13 protein-coding genes and 1 pseudogene are annotated in these 16,826 nt (G+C 61.4%); 9 read left to right on the top strand and 5 right to left on the bottom strand.

From position 1 onward, the window contains the following. Positions 1-89 precede the first annotated feature (89 nt). Positions 90-986, top strand: a pseudogene (locus BA011_RS03075) (DMT family transporter); the annotation flags it as partial. 102 nt (positions 987-1,088) lie between these two features. Here BA011_RS03075 and BA011_RS41045 read toward each other — a convergent pair. Then, complete coding sequence (locus tag BA011_RS41045) at positions 1,089-1,703, bottom strand: L,D-transpeptidase (protein WP_151343530.1); 615 nt, start codon at positions 1,701-1,703, stop codon at positions 1,089-1,091. A gap of 135 nt (positions 1,704-1,838) precedes the next feature. Next, entirely contained in the window at positions 1,839-3,503 is a 1,665-nt protein-coding gene (locus tag BA011_RS03070) for an electron transfer flavoprotein-ubiquinone oxidoreductase (RefSeq protein ID WP_065279408.1), read from the bottom strand. Positions 3,504-3,755: 252 nt separating this feature from the next. On the opposite strand from BA011_RS03070, the gene BA011_RS03065 reads away from it, so the two are divergent. After that, complete coding sequence (locus BA011_RS03065) at positions 3,756-4,544, top strand: SDR family oxidoreductase (RefSeq protein WP_027665175.1); 789 nt, start codon at positions 3,756-3,758, stop codon at positions 4,542-4,544. 9 nt (positions 4,545-4,553) lie between these two features. On the opposite strand, the gene BA011_RS03060 is transcribed toward BA011_RS03065, so the two are convergent. Further along, the gene (locus tag BA011_RS03060; protein ID WP_065279407.1) at positions 4,554-5,432 is read right to left on the bottom strand and encodes a phosphotransferase family protein; all 879 of its coding nucleotides are present in this window, start codon (positions 5,430-5,432) and stop codon (positions 4,554-4,556) included. 289 nt (positions 5,433-5,721) lie between these two features. On the opposite strand from BA011_RS03060, the gene BA011_RS03055 reads away from it, so the two are divergent. The 6 genes from BA011_RS03055 to BA011_RS44110 all read left to right on the top strand — a co-directional run bounded on the left by BA011_RS03055 (position 5,722) and on the right by BA011_RS44110 (position 13,220). Further along, entirely contained in the window at positions 5,722-7,029 is a 1,308-nt protein-coding gene (locus BA011_RS03055) for an efflux RND transporter periplasmic adaptor subunit (protein ID WP_065279406.1), read from the top strand. Continuing rightward, on the top strand, positions 7,026-10,142 hold the full coding sequence (locus BA011_RS03050) for an efflux RND transporter permease subunit (protein ID WP_065279405.1): 3,117 nt from the start codon (positions 7,026-7,028) through the stop codon (positions 10,140-10,142). The genes BA011_RS03055 and BA011_RS03050 overlap by 4 nt, the downstream gene beginning before the upstream one ends. Positions 10,143-10,375: 233 nt before the next feature. Further along, on the top strand, positions 10,376-11,668 hold the full coding sequence (locus tag BA011_RS03045) for an Hsp70 family protein (RefSeq protein ID WP_065279404.1): 1,293 nt from the start codon (positions 10,376-10,378) through the stop codon (positions 11,666-11,668). Positions 11,669-11,737: 69 nt separating this feature from the next. After that, entirely contained in the window at positions 11,738-12,640 is a 903-nt protein-coding gene (locus BA011_RS03040) for a uracil-DNA glycosylase (protein WP_065279403.1), read from the top strand. 131 nt (positions 12,641-12,771) lie between these two features. Continuing rightward, a complete protein-coding gene (locus BA011_RS03035) occupies positions 12,772-12,963 on the top strand; it encodes a hypothetical protein (RefSeq protein ID WP_065282390.1) in 192 nt (63 codons plus the stop codon). 98 nt (positions 12,964-13,061) lie between these two features. Next, positions 13,062-13,220 (top strand): hypothetical protein, encoded by a 159-nt coding sequence (locus tag BA011_RS44110; RefSeq protein WP_165504204.1) that lies wholly within the window; start codon positions 13,062-13,064, stop codon positions 13,218-13,220. Between the two features lie 91 nt (positions 13,221-13,311). On the opposite strand, the gene BA011_RS03030 is transcribed toward BA011_RS44110, so the two are convergent. Next, entirely contained in the window at positions 13,312-14,184 is an 873-nt protein-coding gene (locus tag BA011_RS03030; protein ID WP_065279402.1) for a hypothetical protein, read from the bottom strand. A 245-nt stretch (positions 14,185-14,429) separates the two neighbouring features. Further along, the gene (locus BA011_RS03025; protein WP_065279401.1) at positions 14,430-15,368 is read right to left on the bottom strand and encodes a DMT family transporter; all 939 of its coding nucleotides are present in this window, start codon (positions 15,366-15,368) and stop codon (positions 14,430-14,432) included. Positions 15,369-15,717: 349 nt separating this feature from the next. Between BA011_RS03025 and BA011_RS46255 the strand changes: the two genes are divergently transcribed. Continuing rightward, complete coding sequence (locus tag BA011_RS46255; protein ID WP_065279400.1) at positions 15,718-16,824, top strand: methyl-accepting chemotaxis protein; 1,107 nt, start codon at positions 15,718-15,720, stop codon at positions 16,822-16,824. Positions 16,825-16,826 lie beyond the last annotated feature (2 nt).

Below are 16,826 nucleotides of genomic sequence, written 5' to 3'. Positions count from 1 at the left end.
AGCCATAGATAGCAAGGACATGCCTCGGCCTCTGGCGCTAATCTTTTCTTCAACCGGACAAGTTCCGGACGGAAGAAAGGATTGAGACGATGACCACCATTGCATTTACAAACGACAAGTCGCCGTCGCAGCTACTGGGTTATGCTGGCGGCATTGTTACCGTGCTGATTTGGGCGACATGGTTTCTCGTCACCCGCCACAGCGCCGCAACACCGCTCGGCTCGATCGATATCGGGCTGATCCGCTTCGGAATTCCGGCGCTGGTGCTTTCGCCTGTCTGGCTGAAGACGGGACTGCTGCCGAAGGCCCTGCCGCTTCACCTGCTGGCGATTATGGTGTCCGGTTCCGGCGCCGTCTTCTTCCTGCTGACGACGCTGGCAATCCATTCCACGCCGGCGGCCTCCTCAGGCATACTGCTCGGTGGCTCCATGCCGCTCGCTGCGGCGCTGATCGGCATTGTGCTGTTTCGCGAAAGACCTGACGGCACCCGCATCGCGGGGCTCGTTGCGATCGTCGCCGGCGTGCTGATCCTGCTCACGCGCAGCCTCGCGGACGCCTCGCTGCCATGGACGAGCTTCGTGCTACTGCCGGCCGGCGCCATTCTCTGGGCAAGCTATACGCATGGCTTCCGCCGCTCCGGTCTGACAGCCGTGCAGGCGAGCGCCCTGATCGCCGTCTGGTCTTTCCTGATCATGGGCGCGCTTGCCCTCATCTTCGGCGTCTCGCTGCCAGAGGCTACTCTCCCGGAGATCGGCCTGCAGGTGCTGAGCCAGGGCGTCCTTTCCGGCCTCGTCGCCATGGTGGCCTACGGCACCGCCGTCAGAACACTCGGCGGAACTCAGGCCGCCGCCTTTACGGCGCTGACGCCGGTGCTCGCGACGCTTGGCGGCGGCTTGCTGCTTGGCGAAGCGATCGGCATGACGGAAATCAGCGCCGCCGTGATCACCGGCATCGGCGTGGCGCTTTCGACAGGTATCGCCACGCCACTGAAATCCAAAACCAAAGCTGACGGAAAAGCCGCCTGCAGCCATCGCTGCGGCGGCTTTTTCAATGGAGAGGGCGTCGTTACCGAGCTTCGAGCGGACACATCAGGCCTGGATGACGACGACCCTGGCGCCGACTTCGACTCGGCTATAGAGGTCGATCACGTCGTGGTTCATCATGCGGACACAGCCGCTCGACATGGCAAGACCAATCGATTGCGGCTGGTTGGTGCCATGAATGCGGAAATGCGTGTCGTTGCCACCGCGATAGAGATACATCGCCCGCGCACCGAGCGGGTTGTTCGGGCCGCCCGGCATGCCGCCGGCGAGCTTGCGATAGCGCTCTTCGCGGCGCTGCATGTTTTCGGTGGGCGTCCAGCTCGGCCACTCGGCTTTGCGGCCGATATAGGCGTTACCGGCAAAGGCCAGCCCCTCGCGGCCGACACCGACGCCATAACGCATCGCCCTGCCGCCGCCGAGGACGTAATAGGCGCGGCGGGCGGGTGTATCGACGATCACGGTGCCGGCGGCATGCGCGGTTTCGTAGGCCACTTCCTGGCGGCGGAGCTCCGGCTTGATCTTGTCGATCGGCACCTGCTTCAACGGGAATTTTTCGTCCGGAAGTGCGGCATAATTCGTCTGGCTGTTCAGACCGGTCGAAGAGCAGCCGGCCACGAAAAGCGGCAGAGCGATCAGAAAGCCCCGGCGGGAGATCGTCATGAATGTGTCCTTAGTGCGTCAACTTGATGTCGCAAGCTAAGGAAATTATGGTTAACGAACGGCTAACAGCCTCCGGCAGAAGGCGATCACGAAGGCGTCAGCACGCAAGAATTGTCGCGGTGGGGATAATCCGCATCACATATTCGGATAGACCGGCCCCTCGCCGCCCTGCGGCGGCACCCAGTTGATGTTCTGGTTGGGGTCCTTGATGTCGCAGGTCTTGCAGTGCACGCAGTTCTGGGCGTTGATGACGAAGACCTCTTCGCCGTCCTTTTCCACCCATTCATAGACGCCGGCCGGACAGTAACGTGTCGACGGACCGGCATAGATGTCGTGTTCCGAACGCTTCTGCAGCGCCATGTCCTTGACCTGCAGATGCACCGGCTGGTCTTCCTCGTGATTGGTGTTCGACAGGAACACCGAGGAGAGGCGATCGAAGGTCAAGACGCCATCGGGTTTGGGATAGGCGATCGGCTTGTGCTGCGACGCCGGCTCCAGGCTCTCAGCATCCGTCTTGCCATGCTTCAGCGTGCCGAAGACGGAGAAGCCGAGCAGCTGGTTGGTCCACATGTCGAAGCCGCCGAGCGCCACGCCGAGTGCGGTGCCGAACTTCGACCATAGCGGCTTGACGTTGCGCACCCGCTTCAAATCCTTGCCGATGTCGCCCTTGCGCCATTCATTCTCGATCTCGGCCACCTCGTCATGGCTGCGGCCGGTCGCGATCGCGGCGACGATCTTCTCGGCGGCCAGCATGCCCGACAGCACCGCATTGTGGCTGCCCTTGATGCGCGGCACGTTGACGAGACCGGCCGAACAGCCGATCAGCGCCCCGCCGGGGAAGGTCAGCTTCGGCACCGACTGATAGCCGCCCTCGGTGATGGCGCGGGCGCCATAGGACAGGCGCTTGCCGCCCTCGAAGGTGGTGCGGATGGCCGGATGGGTCTTGAAGCGCTGGAATTCCTCGAAGGGATAGAGATAGGGGTTCTTATAATTGAGGTGGACGACGAAGCCGACGGCGACCAGATTGTCTTCCAGGTGATAGAGGAAAGAGCCGCCGCCGGTCTTCATGCCGAGCGGCCAGCCGAAGGAGTGCTGCACCAGGCCCGGCCTGTGGTTTTCCGGCTTGACCTGCCAGAGTTCCTTGAGGCCGATGCCGAATTTCTGCGGCTCGCGGTCTTTCTGCAGATCGAACTTGGCGATCAACTGCTTGGCGAGCGAGCCGCGCACGCCCTCACCGATCAGGGTATATTTGCCGAGCAGTTCCATGCCGCGGGTATAGTTCGGGCCGGGCTCGCCGTCCTTCTCGATGCCCATATCGCCGGTGGCGACCCCGATGACCGCACCCTGGTCATTGTAGAGCACTTCGGTTGCGGCAAAACCCGGATAGATCTCGACGCCGAGTTCTTCGGCCTTGGTCGCCAGCCAGCGACAGACATTTCCGAGCGAGACGATGTAGTTGCCGTGATTGTTCATCAATGGCGGCATCAGAACATTCGGCAGGCGAACAGAGCCGGCCGGACCGAGCACCAGAAAGTGATCGGCGCTGACCTTGGTTTTGAACGGATGATCGGCCTCGTCACGCCAGCCGGGCAGCAGCCGGTCAATGCCGATCGGATCGACCACGGCGCCCGAGAGGATATGCGCGCCGACTTCCGCGCCCTTCTCCAGCACGACGACCGACAGTTCCGGATTGACCTGCTTCAGCCGGATCGCCGCCGACAGACCAGCCGGACCGGCGCCGACGATCACAACGTCGAATTCCATGCTCTCGCGTTCGGGCAGCTCAGTCGTCTCGGTCATTCACTCGTCTCCGCTTGGCGGCACGCGGCCGTCATCCCCGTCATGGCACTTTCTTGTCAAAACGAGAAAGCATTGTCGAGCCGGGATACGACAGCCAATCTTCCAATTCGCACAATGATGACGCCTCGGGAAACAGAATTACATAACGCTTACGTCAACGTCAATTATCAAACGCTGCCGAACCGGTCGCATGCCCTTTCCTTTTCCGCCGCTTGCGCCTTATACATCGCTCAAAGCTATCGGAGGACAATCATGGATCTCGGCATCAAGGGCAAACGGGCACTCGTCCTCGCCTCCTCGCGCGGTCTCGGTCTCGGCATCGCCGTGGCGCTGGCGCGTGAAGGCGCAAACGTGCTGCTCTGCGGGCGTAGCGGCGAACAGCTGGAGGCCAATTGCAAGGCAATCAATGGCGAAGGCAAAGGCCGGGCCGACTGGATCTGGGCCGATCTCGGGGACGAACGCTTCGTCGAGATGACGACGACGGCGGTGAAGGAGAAGTTCGGCGGTCTCGATATTCTCGTCAACAATACCGGCGGGCCGACGCCCGGTACTACGGAGGACATGACGGGCGAAAAACTCGAAAGCTATTTCCTCTCCATGGTCGCTCGCGTGATCACGCTCACCAATGCGCTGCTGCCTGGCATGAAGGCGCAGGGCTGGGGCCGCATCCTGACGGTTGCCTCATCCGGCGTGATCGAACCAATCGCCAATCTGGCGCTGTCGAATACGCTGCGCCCGGCCCTTGCCGGCTGGAGCAAGACGCTTGCCTCCGAAGTGGCGGGCTTCGGCGTCACCACCAACCTGCTCTTGCCGGGCAGTATCCTGACGGCGCGGCTCGACGATCTCGACGGAGCTGCGGCAAAGCGGACCGGCAAGAGCCTCGAGGAGATCCGCACCGACAAGGAAGCGCGCATTCCAGTCGGCCGCTACGGCAGGGTGGAGGAATTCGCAGCAACGGCTGCCTTCCTGTGCAGTCAACCGGCAAGCTACATCACCGGCTCGCTCATCCGCTGCGACGGCGGCGCGGCACGATCCGTCTGACATTCCTTCTCAGCCGACGTGGGCTGCCGCCGCCCATGTCGCCACGCTTCGGATCATCTGCTCGACGTTCGCCGGATCGTCCGCCAGTTCAGCGAGCTCGGAAAGACGATGGAAACCCGTCAGGATCGCAATGCGCCGGCGCTCGAGCTTGCGTCCGGTCAGCATTTCATAGGCCGATACGATGCGTGCGGTCAGATCGGGCGAGATGAAGTTCGAGTAGATGAATTCCTGGTGCAGCGGGCCAAAGCCGGAATCGGCGAAATCGTAAATTCCGTTGAGCTTCCTCTGCGCATGGTCGAAAGCCATGTTCCAGCCATGACCGTCGAAGAAGCCGTAGATGTTGCCGTAGGGATCGGGCGGCAAGGCTTCGAAATCGGAAATAATGGCCTGCGCAAAACTCTTGATCTCAGGCGACAGCAGCGGCAAAGCCTTCGCTCGCACCGTCTCGGGCGATTGCCATGGCTGGACAGAACCGGCACCTGCGGACCGTATGCGATCGGCATCGAGCACATGCAACTCGGCGTAAAAACGCGCGAGATCTTCCGCGAGGCGCTGACGATCGCGTTCGCCAAGCGCATCGTAATCTTCGGCAATGAGATGTTCGCCGTCGAGCTTGGCATGGCTGGAGAAGATCGGGGGCCCGTCGTGAATGCGCATGTCGGGAACCGCCATCGACAGCGACGGCCGAATGATGTCGAGCAAGGCGGCTTCCTTCACAAGCGCTCTTTCCGCACTTGAATGGCGGGGAAACTTGAAGATCAACGTGTCATCGACGTCGACGGCAAGCGAATCCCAGCCCTTCGCCGCCAGCTTGAAGACGGAGGCCGTGAGTTCAGGAAATAGGCTTACGATCAGAGAGCGAAATTCGCTGGCATCCAACTCAGTCATGACGACTTGCCTTCTCTCGTTTTTCCGTGTTCTTCCGCGCGATGGACGGCATACGGGTCGGCATCGTCATCTGGCGAACCAACCCTCGCCGCCGCCGTCGGACGGCATCGGACTACACTGGATCTATATTAGTATAATTTGAATATTACGGAATATTCATTACAAAATTTTAAGCCATTATAACCACTTAGTGATCGCACACCGGGAATTATGTCCTTTTTGCGCCGCAATATAAGCAGCTCAATCAGAGCATAAAGTTTGCAACCTTGCTCAAGACCGGTTCCCGCCCATGAAGAAATTTTGGATCACCGTCAGCGTTATCGCGATTGCCGCCATCGGCGTCTGGCAATTCGGGAATCTGGTCCCTTATGCCTCCCGCATTCCCTACCTCTCGCAGTTCATCAAGCAGCCGGCCGGCGGCAATGACGGCGGGCAGCAGGCGCAAGCCGATCAGCAGGCCAATCAGGCGCAAGACGGTGGCCAACATCAGGGCGGCGGGCGCAGACGCGGCGGCGGCGGCCCGACCGTCGTCAAGACCGTCGCCGCCGTGAAAACGACGCTGCCGATGGATGTGACGGCGACCGGCTGGGCCGATGCCGATGACAATACGACGATTGCCGCACAGGAACAGGGCTTGATCGTCAGCATCGATGCGCAGGATGGGGCGACCGTGAAAGCCGGCGACCTGATCGCCAAGCTGGACGACCGGACGGCCAAGGCGACCGTCGAGAAGGACAATGCGATGATCGTGCGCGACGCGGCAACCCTTTCGGAAGCCGAGACCGCATTGACGCGCGCGCAGGACCTCTTCAACGAGAAGGCCGGCACTCAGCAGAGCCTCGACCAGGCGGTCGCCGCCCGCGATACCGCCGCAGCCACGGTCGATGCCGACAAGGCGTCGCTGGCCTCCGACCAGATCCTGCTGGAGCACACCGACATCCGCGCCCCCTTCGATGGCCGGCTTGGCGATATCGCCGTCAGCAAGGGCGCCTTCCTCAATGCCGGCTCGGCAATCGTCACCATTGCGAAATACGACCCGATCTATGTGAAATTCCACCTGCAAGAACGCTACCTGCGGGAGCTGAAGAGCGCTTTGGCAAGCGGTCCGGTCGAAGTCAGCACCGCCCCCAATTCCACCAAGGGGCAAGTCCGAAAGGGCGAGATCAGCTTCTACGACAACACGGTCGACACCGCCTCGGGCACGATCCTCGCCAAGGCGAAATTCGAGAATGCCTCCGGCGCGCTCTGGCCCGGCCAGTCGGTCAACATCGTCGTGCATTTCAACAATGACGAACAGCAGGTGGTGGTGCCGACGGTTGCCGTCAGCCCCGGCCCGGAGGGTTTCTTCGCCTTCGTCGCCAAGGACGGCAAATCGCATCTGACGGCCGTCACCGTTGCCCGCGCAAATGGCGGCTTCACCGCCATAGAATCGGGTCTTCAGGCAGGCGATCACGTCGTCGTCGAGGGCCAGGGCCAGCTCAGCGACCAGCAGGCGATCAACGAGCAGTTCGACGAAAAGGCGCTTGATGTCGCCTCCGCGGAAGAGCCTCGGCAACAGCAGCCCTCCGAGACAATCGCGGTGGGAGCTCAGCAATGATCCCGAATTTCTGTATCCAGCGCCCCGTCGCGACGACGCTGCTTGCGACCGGCGTCATTCTGGCCGGTCTTGCCGGTTATCAGCTCGTACCCGTCGCAGCGCTACCGCAGGTCGACTTTCCCACCATCAACGTTTCGGCACAGTTGAGCGGTGCCTCGCCGCAGACGATGGCGACCTCGGTTTCGACGCCGCTGATCAAGCAGTTCGAGACCATTCCCGGGATCACCGAAATCAGCGCCTCCAGTTCGCTCGGCAGCACCAGCATCGTGCTGCAGTTCGACCTCAGTCGTAATATCGATGCGGCCGCAGCCGACGTGCAGGCGGCGATTTCGCATGCCACCCGGCAACTGCCCGACAATCTGACGACGCCGCCGAGTTATCGCAAGACGAACCCCGCCGATGCGCCTGTCATGTTGCTCTCGGTGCAGAGCAACACCATGCCGCGCAGCAAGCTTGACGACATCGCCGAGAACATCATCTCGCCGTCGCTTTCGACGCTTCCCGGCGTTGCCCAGGTCAGCGTCTACGGTGCGCAGGCCTATGCCGTGCGCGTCGAGGTCGATCCCAACAAGCTTTTGACCCGCGGCATCGGCATCGACACCGTCAACAAGGCACTTGCTGCCGCCAACAGCCAGCAGCCTGTGGGAACGCTGCAGAACAATTCGCAGAGCATGACCATCACGGCGAACACGCAGCGCACCAGCGCCGAACAATTCCGTTCGCTCGTCATTGCCAATCCGAACGGCGCGCCGATCCACCTCGGCGATATTGCCGATGTGCAAGACAGTGTCGAGAACCAGTATACCGGCAGCTGGTATGATGGCCAGCGTGGCATTATCCTCGCCATCCAGCGTCAGCCGGATGCCAATACGGTCGATGTCGTCGATGCGATCAACGCCAAGCTGCCGCAGCTTCACGCCGAAATCCCGGCCTCCGTCAACACGGTCGTCATGAATGACGCCGCAAAGCCGATTCGCGATGCCATCTCCGACGTGAAGTTCACGCTGCTGCTCACGATCGGCCTCGTCGTTCTCGTCATCTACCTCTTTACCGGCCATGCGACAGCAACGATCATTCCCGGGCTTGCAGTTCCGCTGTCGCTGATCTCGACCTTCGGCATGATGTATGTGCTCGGCTACAGCATCGACAACATCTCGCTGCTCGGGCTGACGCTCGCGGTGGGGCTCGTGGTGGATGACGCCATCGTCATGCTCGAGAACATCCTGCGCCATGTCGAGGAAGGCATGCCCGTGCGGGAAGCGGCGATCAAGGGTGCGGGCGAAGTCAGCTACACCATCATTTCCATGTCGGTTTCGTTGATCGCGGTCTTCATCCCGATCCTGCTGATGGGCGGCGTTGTCGGCCGCGTGTTCAACGAATTCGGCATGGTGGTTGCGATTGCGATCATCTCCTCGGCAATCGTCTCGCTGACCGTGACGCCGATGCTCGCCTCGCGTCTGTCCAACCACCAGAGCCGCCCGCCCCTCATCATCCGCATCTTCGATGCCGGCTTCGAACGGACGCTGCGCGGCTATGACAGGGCGGTCGGCTGGTGCCTTCAGCATCGCATCATAATCCTCGGCGTTTTCCTCGGCTCGGTGGCACTGACGATCTATTTCTTCATGACGCTGCCGACGAGCTTCTTCCCACAGGAAGATATCGGCCGCCTGACGATCAGCACGCAGGCCCGGCAGGACATTTCCTATTCCGCCATGGAGGCGCTGCAGCAGCAGGCAGCAGCCGCCGTCAAGGCCAACCCGGCGGTCAACCACGTAATGTCGACGATTGGCGGCAACCCGAACAAGCCGCAAAACAACGGCTCGATGTTCGTCGAACTCAAGGACAAGAAGGACCGTCCGCCGCTTGACCAGACGCTGCGCGAGCTGCGCACGGCGATCAACAAGATCCCCGGCCTGCAGGCCTTCGTGACACCGAACCAGAGCCTGCGATTCGGCGGCCGCCAGACCGCCAGCCAATATCAGCTGGTGGTGCAGGCGCTGAGTGCTGATCAGACCAACCTGTGGGCCGGCAAGATCCAAGCGGCGATGCACAAGGATCGCCTCTTCACCGACGTGACCTCGGACGCCCAGAACAACGCGCTGCAGGCCAATATCGTCATCGATACCGAGCGGGCAGCCGCCTACGGGGTCGACAACGACACGCTGCGCACGACGCTGCAGGAATCCTTCAGCGGATATGCAGCGGCGGAAATCCAGTCGACCGGCGACAGCTACGACGTCATCGTCGAATACGACACGAGCAAGCCCTGGGATGACCAGAAGCTCTCGGAAATCCGTGTCGCCTCGGCCAATGGCAGCCTGGTGCCGCTTTCAAACTTCGCGCATGTCGAGCGCACGGTCGGCCCTGTGACAATCAACCAGACGGGCCAGCTCGTCTCGACCACCGTTTCCTTCAACCTGCCGGAAGGCGTATCGCTGAGCAATGCCACGGCAGCGATCGACCAGATCAAGACGGAAATCAGCATGCCGGCCGACGTTTTCACCTCCTATGGCGGTACAGCTGAGATTTTCGAGCAGTCTCAGGGCAATACGCCATACCTCATCCTGGCGGCGGTGCTGACCATCTATGTCGTGCTCGGCGTGCTCTACGAGAGCTTCATCCACCCGCTCACCATTCTCTCCGGTTTGCCTGCGGCGGCATTCGGTGCGCTGCTGGCGCTTGATATTATGGGTTTCGACCTGTCGATCATCGCCCTTATCGGCCTGCTGATGCTGATCGGCATCGTCAAGAAGAACGCGATCATGATGATCGACGTGGCGGTGGAGACCATGCGCACGACCGGCGAAAAGGCGACGGTGGCGATCCACGAAGCCTGCGTGCGACGCTTCCGGCCGATCATGATGACGACCTTCTGCGCCCTGCTCGGCGCCCTGCCGATCGCGCTCGGCACCGGCGCAAGCTCGGAACTGCGCCAGCCGCTCGGCATCGCTGTCGTCGGCGGCCTGATCGTCTCGCAGATGCTGACGCTCTTCATCACCCCGGTCATCTTCGTCGAGATGGACCGCTTCGGAAACTTCCTTGGCCGCCTGATCGGCCACAACAAGGTCGAGGAGCCGGCGCTGGAAGAGGCAAGGGCGATGGCCGCCGAGTAAAGGGCGCCTGCAAGCCTCGGCATTGCCGATTTACCTTTCGACCTCCCTCTTCTCTCCGGCGAAGGAAGAGGGAAACAGCAGCGTGTCTGCGCGGCATAGGAGCCTTCAATCCCCCTTGAATGTGTCACGCCCCTGTGGCATCACCCGCCCTCCTGATTCCGGGCGCGCTCCTGCGCGACCTTCGCGGAGCGATGCTCCGTCTCCAATAACAATCGGCATGAAGAGGTGCGGGCATGGCTCAGGCGCTGGGTTTCGACTTCGGCACGACGAATACGGTTCTCGCCATGGCGGATGGCGGGGCGACGCGCTCGATGGCGTTCACGAGCACGGAGGGTACGGCCGACAGCATGCGCACGGCGCTTTCCTTCATGAAGGATGCCCAGCTCGGCGCTTCGGCGCTGAAGGTGGAGGCCGGCCATGCGGCGATCCGCCAATTCATCGACAATCCCGGCGAATGTCGCTTTCTGCAGTCGATCAAGACCTTTGCGGCGAGCGCGCTGTTCCAAGGCACGCTGATTTTCGCCAAGCGGCATAATTTCGAAGACCTGATGGAGATCTTCGTGCGGCGGCTGCGCAATTATGCCGGTGACAACTGGCCTTCGGATGTCGGTCGCATCGTCACTGGCCGGCCGGTGCACTTTGCCGGCGCCAGCCCCGATCCGGCGCTGGCGACCGAGCGCTATAACGCGGCGCTGTCGCGCTTCGGCTTTCCCGAAATCCACTATGTCTACGAGCCGGTCGCCGCCGCGTTCTACTTCGCGCAGAACCTGAAGCAGGACGCCACCGTGCTGGTCGCCGATTTCGGCGGCGGTACCACCGACTATTCGCTGATCCGCTTCGAGACCGTCGCCGGCAGGCTGACGGCAACGCCGATCGGCCATTCCGGGGTCGGCGTCGCCGGCGACCATTTCGACTACAGGATGATCGACAACATCGTCGCGCCGCTGATCGGCAAGGGCAGCCATTTCAAAAGCTTCGACAAGATCCTCGAAGTGCCGTCCAACTACTATTCCAGCTTCGGCCGCTGGAACCAGCTGTCGATCTTTAAGACGACGCGCGAATTCGAGGATCTGAAGAAGCTGGTGCGCACTAGCCTGGAACCGGAAAAGCTCGAAATCTTCATCGACCTGATCGATCATGACGAGGGCTACCCGCTCTATCAGGCGGTGTCGGCGACGAAGATGGCGCTCTCGGCCGCAGAAGAGGCGCCTTTCGATTTCGCGCCGCTTGGCCGCAGCGGACATCGCAGCATCAAGCGGAGCGACTTCGAAGGCTGGATCGCCGATGATCTCGCCCGCATCGAAGGCGCGCTCGACGACGTGCTCGACAAGACAGAGACGAAACCGTCGGAGATCGACAAGGTGTTCCTAACTGGTGGCACCTCCTTCGTGCCGGCGGTGCGCCGCATCTTTACCGAACGCTTCGAGCGCGACCGGATCGAAAGCGGTGGCGAGCTGTTGTCGATCGCCCATGGCCTGGCGCTGATCGGCGAACGCGACGACATCGCGCAATGGACTGTGCAATAGAGCAGACGAGGACGGGCAATCGGCCGTGTGCCCTTTCAATGCCTCTATCACTCCGCTAAGCTTGCCCGTATGATCTCCGCCAACGACCTTTCCCCAGCCGAGCTCGCAGCGCTTCTGCATTTCCATGCCGATGCCGGTGTGGAATGGCTGCTGGAGGAAGAGGCGATCGACCGCTTCGCCGAGTTCGAGGCGATGAAGGCCGCCCGCCGCCCGGCGGCGGCTCAGGCGCAGCAGCAACGTCCCGCCACTAGGGAACGCCCTGCCCCAGGTCAGGCACAGGTGCGCCCGAATGCAGCGGTGCGCCCAGCGCCTGCCGAACGCGCGGCGTCCGGTCCGCAACCGGCAATCCCGGACGGCGAGGCAGTGCAGCAGGCGCGCTTCGTCGCCGAGACCGCGCGCTCGCTCGTCGAGCTCAAGACCGCGATCGAAGCCTTCAGCGGCTGCAACCTCAAGCACAGTGCCCGCTCGACCATCTTTGCCAGCGGCGATGCAGAAAGCGGGATCATGGTGATCGGTTCGGCGCCGAGCGCCGAAGACGATCGCGAGGGCATGCCCTTCTCGGGAAAATCCGGCCAGCTGTTCGACAAGATGCTGGCGGCGATCGGACTGACGCGCTCGAGCGTTCTGTTGACGCAGGTCATCCCCTGGCGACCACCTGGCAATCGTGCGCCCTCGGCGGCGGAAATGGACATCTGCCGACCCTTCATCGAGCGGCAGATCGCGCTTGCCGAACCGAAGGCGATCCTGCTGCTCGGCAATTTTTCGGCGCGCTTCTTCTTTGGCGAAAACGACACGATTCACGGGTTGCGCGGCCGTTGGAAGGAGATTGCCGTTGCGGACTGTGTCATTCCTGCCATAGCCAGCCTGCATCCGCAGGATCTGTTAACCGCACCTGTAAACAAGCGGCTGGCCTGGAACGACCTGCTCGCCTTTCAAGCGAAGCTTAAGTCCCTCTCTTTGCTTAGAAATTAGCCAAAGTTGAATAATTTGTGAATCAATCCATGCGCTTTTCGCATGGCTGCATCCCGCCGTGATGCATTGCGGAATCTATGCTGCATCGCAATATCAGCTGTGTCTTGGGAGGAATCACAGGAACCAAGGCCATGAACAAGCGTTTTCGTCCTATCCATAGCGGGTTTGAAACCCTTCGCCTCGCCGGCGACCAGGTTCGTTCCACTCAAGGCTACAGCCGTTTCGGCTTTGCCACGAACGAACAGATGATTGCGCGCGGCACCGGCGTCAACAGCCGCACGGCGCGCCCGAACGCCATTTTTTCGGACTTCCAGCAATATTGAGCAGGAATTCAACGTGTCGCAGCGTCCTTTGCGCGTCCTAAAAAGACGCCCAGCGCTGTAGGCGCTTCGCCTGCCCTTCGTATCAAGAGTACCCCAACATGTCGACGATCCTGATATCGCTTCTGCGCAACATCGAAACATTCGAACATATCCGCGTTGCCGTCTGCGCCGCGCGGGAATATGAGCGCGAGCTTTCGGTCAAGCCGGCCGATACCGGATCCCGCATTGGCGCAGGTACAGCGGCGATCGTTCTCTAGAACATTTCCGAGTCATGGAAATGCTCTATCTCTTTGTTTTCGCGCATTCCGGACGCAAAACCGCTGCGCACTTTTGCTGGAAGTGCTCTGGTCAGATGGCCATTTCCTCGAGCTGGGCCTTCGCCCATTCGAAGGCTTCGTCGACATAGGCGAACTTGACCGCCTGCCAGGCGCAATATTCCTCGACGAAATCCCGCGATATCCAAAGGTGCGTCTTGCGCGGCTCGTCCTGCCAGCCGACGCAGCCGCGTTGCGCCGCTTTTGCCAGCAGCCGCTGCAGATGGGTGCGCGACATCATGAAATCGGCAGCGAGCGCACGGGTTTCGACACGGCCGACGGGCAATCTGCCCGGCTCGCTGCTTGCCATATCCATCCGGGCGATGAAGTTGTCGACGACGAGGCCGCCGGCTTCCGTCCAGAGGAACAGCGCTACCTGCTCAGGCGGCTCGCGCCAGGCGGCATCCTCGAGGCAATGGCGGGCAATGCGCGGCTGAATGAGCCGCATCAGTGATGGATTTGCCTGGAAAAAGGCTGCCCTTTGACCGCCGTCGAGCAGGTCGAGCGCGCCGAGATTGGAAATAAGCCAGGCAAACATCCCCTGATGGCTGACGTCAGCCGGCTCGAAATGACGTGGCCGCCGCCGCTCGTCGCCGGGCGTGTGGGTTATGAACCGGTAGGTATAGAGTTCTTCGATGAAAGCGAGCACGGTGTTGCGGCTCGCCACCTTATGCGCGGTAATGCGCCCGGTCAGCCGAACGGCGGTGAAACCCGAGGTCGGGTCGCGCGGATCATATTCCAGGTGGAGGGCATAGGCAGTCTGGGTCAGTAGCCAGCGTTGATGGGAGGCAAGCAGCCGCGCCAGCCGCGGACCGGCATCGAACATGCCGCGCATCTGCCCAGCCAAAAAGCGAATGCTCATCAGAAAGGAAGAGTTCCCCACCAATTGCTCCGCTGTGAATGCCATTATGCTTTTCTCCACCCCCGCTCGCCGGCCAGCGTTCGGAGCAACGACACCGAGAGCTCCTCCGGCATCAGCGGCCATTCAGACATGCACAGCTTGGAATAAATGATAGTCTCTCATGTTCAACAATCATATTCCCCAGCCCGACGATATCCCAAGAATTCGCCATTGTTTTCACTCTTTGAGCGCAAGTTTCAAGCCGCCGCAATCTCTGCGTTAAAACCTTGATAAACATGCGCTTGCAGGCGTCAGGCTTGCGGCGTCGTGGCCTTGCGCGCCTCTCTCTGCTCGATGCCCAGCTGATGCTCGCGATAGATGATGAAGATGCCGGCGGCGACGACGATGACGGTACCGATCAACATGGTCACGCTCGGCACGTCGCCGAAGACGAAGTAGGCGACAATGCCGCCGAGCAGGATCGACGTATATTCGAACGGCGCGATGGTGGAAACGTCGGCATGGCGGTAACTTTCCGTCAGCAGGATCTGCGCGACGCCGCCGCAAAAGCCGGCGGCGATCAGATAGAGCGCCGTCGGCCATGCCAGGATGAGCCAGCCGAAGGGAAGAGAAGCCAGCGAGAAGACCGAGGCGGTGATCGAGAAATAGAGCACGATCGTCGCCGTCTTCTCTTCCTCGACGAGGCGGCGCACCTGGATCATCGCCACGCCGCCGAGAACGGCCGAGAGCAGCACGCAGAGCGCGCCGACAGCCTGTTCTGCTTCCATGCCGCCCTCGCGAAACAGCGTGAGTTTGGGCCAGGAAACGATGGCGACGCCGACGATGCCGACCAGGACGGCGCTCCAGCGATAGATGCGCACGGTCTCGCCGAGAAAAACGGCAGCGAAGATGACGGCGACGAGCGGCAGCGCATAGCCGAGCGCGATCGCCTCCGGCAGCGGCAGATGCAGCAGGCCGTAGAAACCGAAAGCCATCGACAAGATGCCGATCGTGCCGCGCTTCAGGTGACCGATTGGATTGACGGTGTAGAAGGCGGCGCGCAACTGCCTGTTATAGGCCAAATAGGCCATGATCGGGAAAAGCGCGAAGAACGACCTGCAGAAGGTGACCTGACCCGGCGGGATGTCCGAGCCCGCCAGCTTGATGAAGGTCTGCATGGCCAGGAAGACCACGACCGACGAGACTTTCAGCGCAATGCCTCTCATCGGGTTTCTGAGAACCGAGTGCATGATCCTGGCTCTTGATACTGACTTAACCGGAACGGGGAGACGCGTTCGACTCGGGAACGCAGCAGGTGACGTCACCCATCGTAGCGAAAGAAAAAACCGATTGGCGAAAAAACCGCAAGCAAACATGGGAGAATCACAGAATCGCCGTCAGCTGCGGGCTGAACCATGCTGCATGCACGCCACCGCGCTGAAATTTCTCTTTTTGAGCCATTCACCCCCAAAATGTTCATCTCCCGGCGCTCGGCGTTAACCAATTGAAAACCATAGGCAAGCATCGTTTTCTATCGCTGATCTCGAAATTTTTCTTCACCGCACAAACAATTGCCCGCTCCTTCCAGGATCTCATTTGATGAAGCCGCTTAGCGCCGAAACCATTGCCCAGTCGCAGAATGCGACACCGCGCTCCATGCGCGTCGTCACCGACGGCATCAGCACCGACCTCGAGCGCTTCAGCGCCGACAACACCCACATCGTCAAGCAGATCAAGCTGCTGGCGATCAATGCGCTGATCGAGGCAGCCAGAGCCGGCGAGACCGGAAAGGGCTTCGCCGTCGTTGCCAACGAAGTGCAGCGGCTGGCACAGATCGCAACCGATATTACCGGAAGGTTCGAGAGTAACGTGCTCGGCCGCATCGGCCTCAGCCGCGCCATGGCCGATTCGCTGGTCGAGGAGATGGAGGGCGTTCGCCTCACCGATCTGGCGCAGACGCTGGTGCAGCTCATCGTCCGCAACCTTTTCGAGCGCACGGCCGATGTGCGCTGGTGGGCGACGGACCCGGCACTTTGGCAGGCGCTGCAGGAACCCGGCCGGGAAACCGTCGCCTTTGCGGCGGAGCGTCTTGGCGCCATCAACCGCTTCTACACCGTCTACCTCGATCTCGTCATGACCGATCACTCTGGCAAGGTGATCGCATCCGCCAATCCCAAGTTCCAGCGCAAGATCGTCGGCACGAGCCTTGCCGGCGAACCGTGGTTCCGCGCGGCGTCGACCTGCTCCTCCGGCGATGCTTATATTGTCGACGACGTCAAAGCGAGCCCGCTCCACGACGCCAGGCATGCGCTCGTTTACGCCACAGGCATCCGCGAAGAGGGCAAGCTCGACGGGCGGCTGGTCGGGACGCTCGGCGTCTATTTCGACTGGCAGAACCAGGGCCAGGCGATCGTCGAGAAAGAGGCGAACCTGCCACCGCAGCTGGCGGAAAAAACGACCGTCATGCTGCTCGACGGCAAGAGCCGGGTCATCGCCACCACCAATCCCGCCTTGCTCTTTTCCCATTTTGCGCTCGCCAATCCGTCCGGCCAGGCGAAAGGCAGCTATTACGACAATAACGGCTCGATCGTCGCCTTCGCGCGCACCCTCGGCTACGAGGATTACGACGGGCTCGGCTGGTACGGCGTCGTCGTGCAGCAGACGGAAAACGACGCGACGATCAAGGCTGCACTCAACCTGAAGTAGCA

The sequence above is a fragment of the Rhizobium leguminosarum genome (assembly GCF_001679785.1).
Lineage (GTDB): Bacteria > Pseudomonadota > Alphaproteobacteria > Rhizobiales > Rhizobiaceae > Rhizobium > Rhizobium leguminosarum_R.
The sequence above is the reverse complement of the archived record's forward strand: the minus strand, read 5'-3'. Positions and strand labels throughout refer to the sequence as shown.

Coding starts and splice junctions, on each gene's coding strand:
- BA011_RS41045 (WP_151343530.1), bottom strand. CDS start 1,703: ATGACGATCTCCCGCCGGGGCTTTCTGATCGCTCTGCCGCTTTTCGTG.
- BA011_RS03070 (WP_065279408.1), bottom strand. CDS start 3,503: ATGACCGAGACGACTGAGCTGCCCGAACGCGAGAGCATGGAATTCGAC.
- BA011_RS03065 (WP_027665175.1), top strand. CDS start 3,756: ATGGATCTCGGCATCAAGGGCAAACGGGCACTCGTCCTCGCCTCCTCG.
- BA011_RS03060 (WP_065279407.1), bottom strand. CDS start 5,432: ATGACTGAGTTGGATGCCAGCGAATTTCGCTCTCTGATCGTAAGCCTA.
- BA011_RS03055 (WP_065279406.1), top strand. CDS start 5,722: ATGAAGAAATTTTGGATCACCGTCAGCGTTATCGCGATTGCCGCCATC.
- BA011_RS03050 (WP_065279405.1), top strand. CDS start 7,026: ATGATCCCGAATTTCTGTATCCAGCGCCCCGTCGCGACGACGCTGCTT.
- BA011_RS03045 (WP_065279404.1), top strand. CDS start 10,376: ATGGCTCAGGCGCTGGGTTTCGACTTCGGCACGACGAATACGGTTCTC.
- BA011_RS03040 (WP_065279403.1), top strand. CDS start 11,738: ATGATCTCCGCCAACGACCTTTCCCCAGCCGAGCTCGCAGCGCTTCTG.
- BA011_RS03035 (WP_065282390.1), top strand. CDS start 12,772: ATGAACAAGCGTTTTCGTCCTATCCATAGCGGGTTTGAAACCCTTCGC.
- BA011_RS44110 (WP_165504204.1), top strand. CDS start 13,062: ATGTCGACGATCCTGATATCGCTTCTGCGCAACATCGAAACATTCGAA.
- BA011_RS03030 (WP_065279402.1), bottom strand. CDS start 14,184: ATGGCATTCACAGCGGAGCAATTGGTGGGGAACTCTTCCTTTCTGATG.
- BA011_RS03025 (WP_065279401.1), bottom strand. CDS start 15,368: ATGCACTCGGTTCTCAGAAACCCGATGAGAGGCATTGCGCTGAAAGTC.
- BA011_RS46255 (WP_065279400.1), top strand. CDS start 15,718: ATGAAGCCGCTTAGCGCCGAAACCATTGCCCAGTCGCAGAATGCGACA.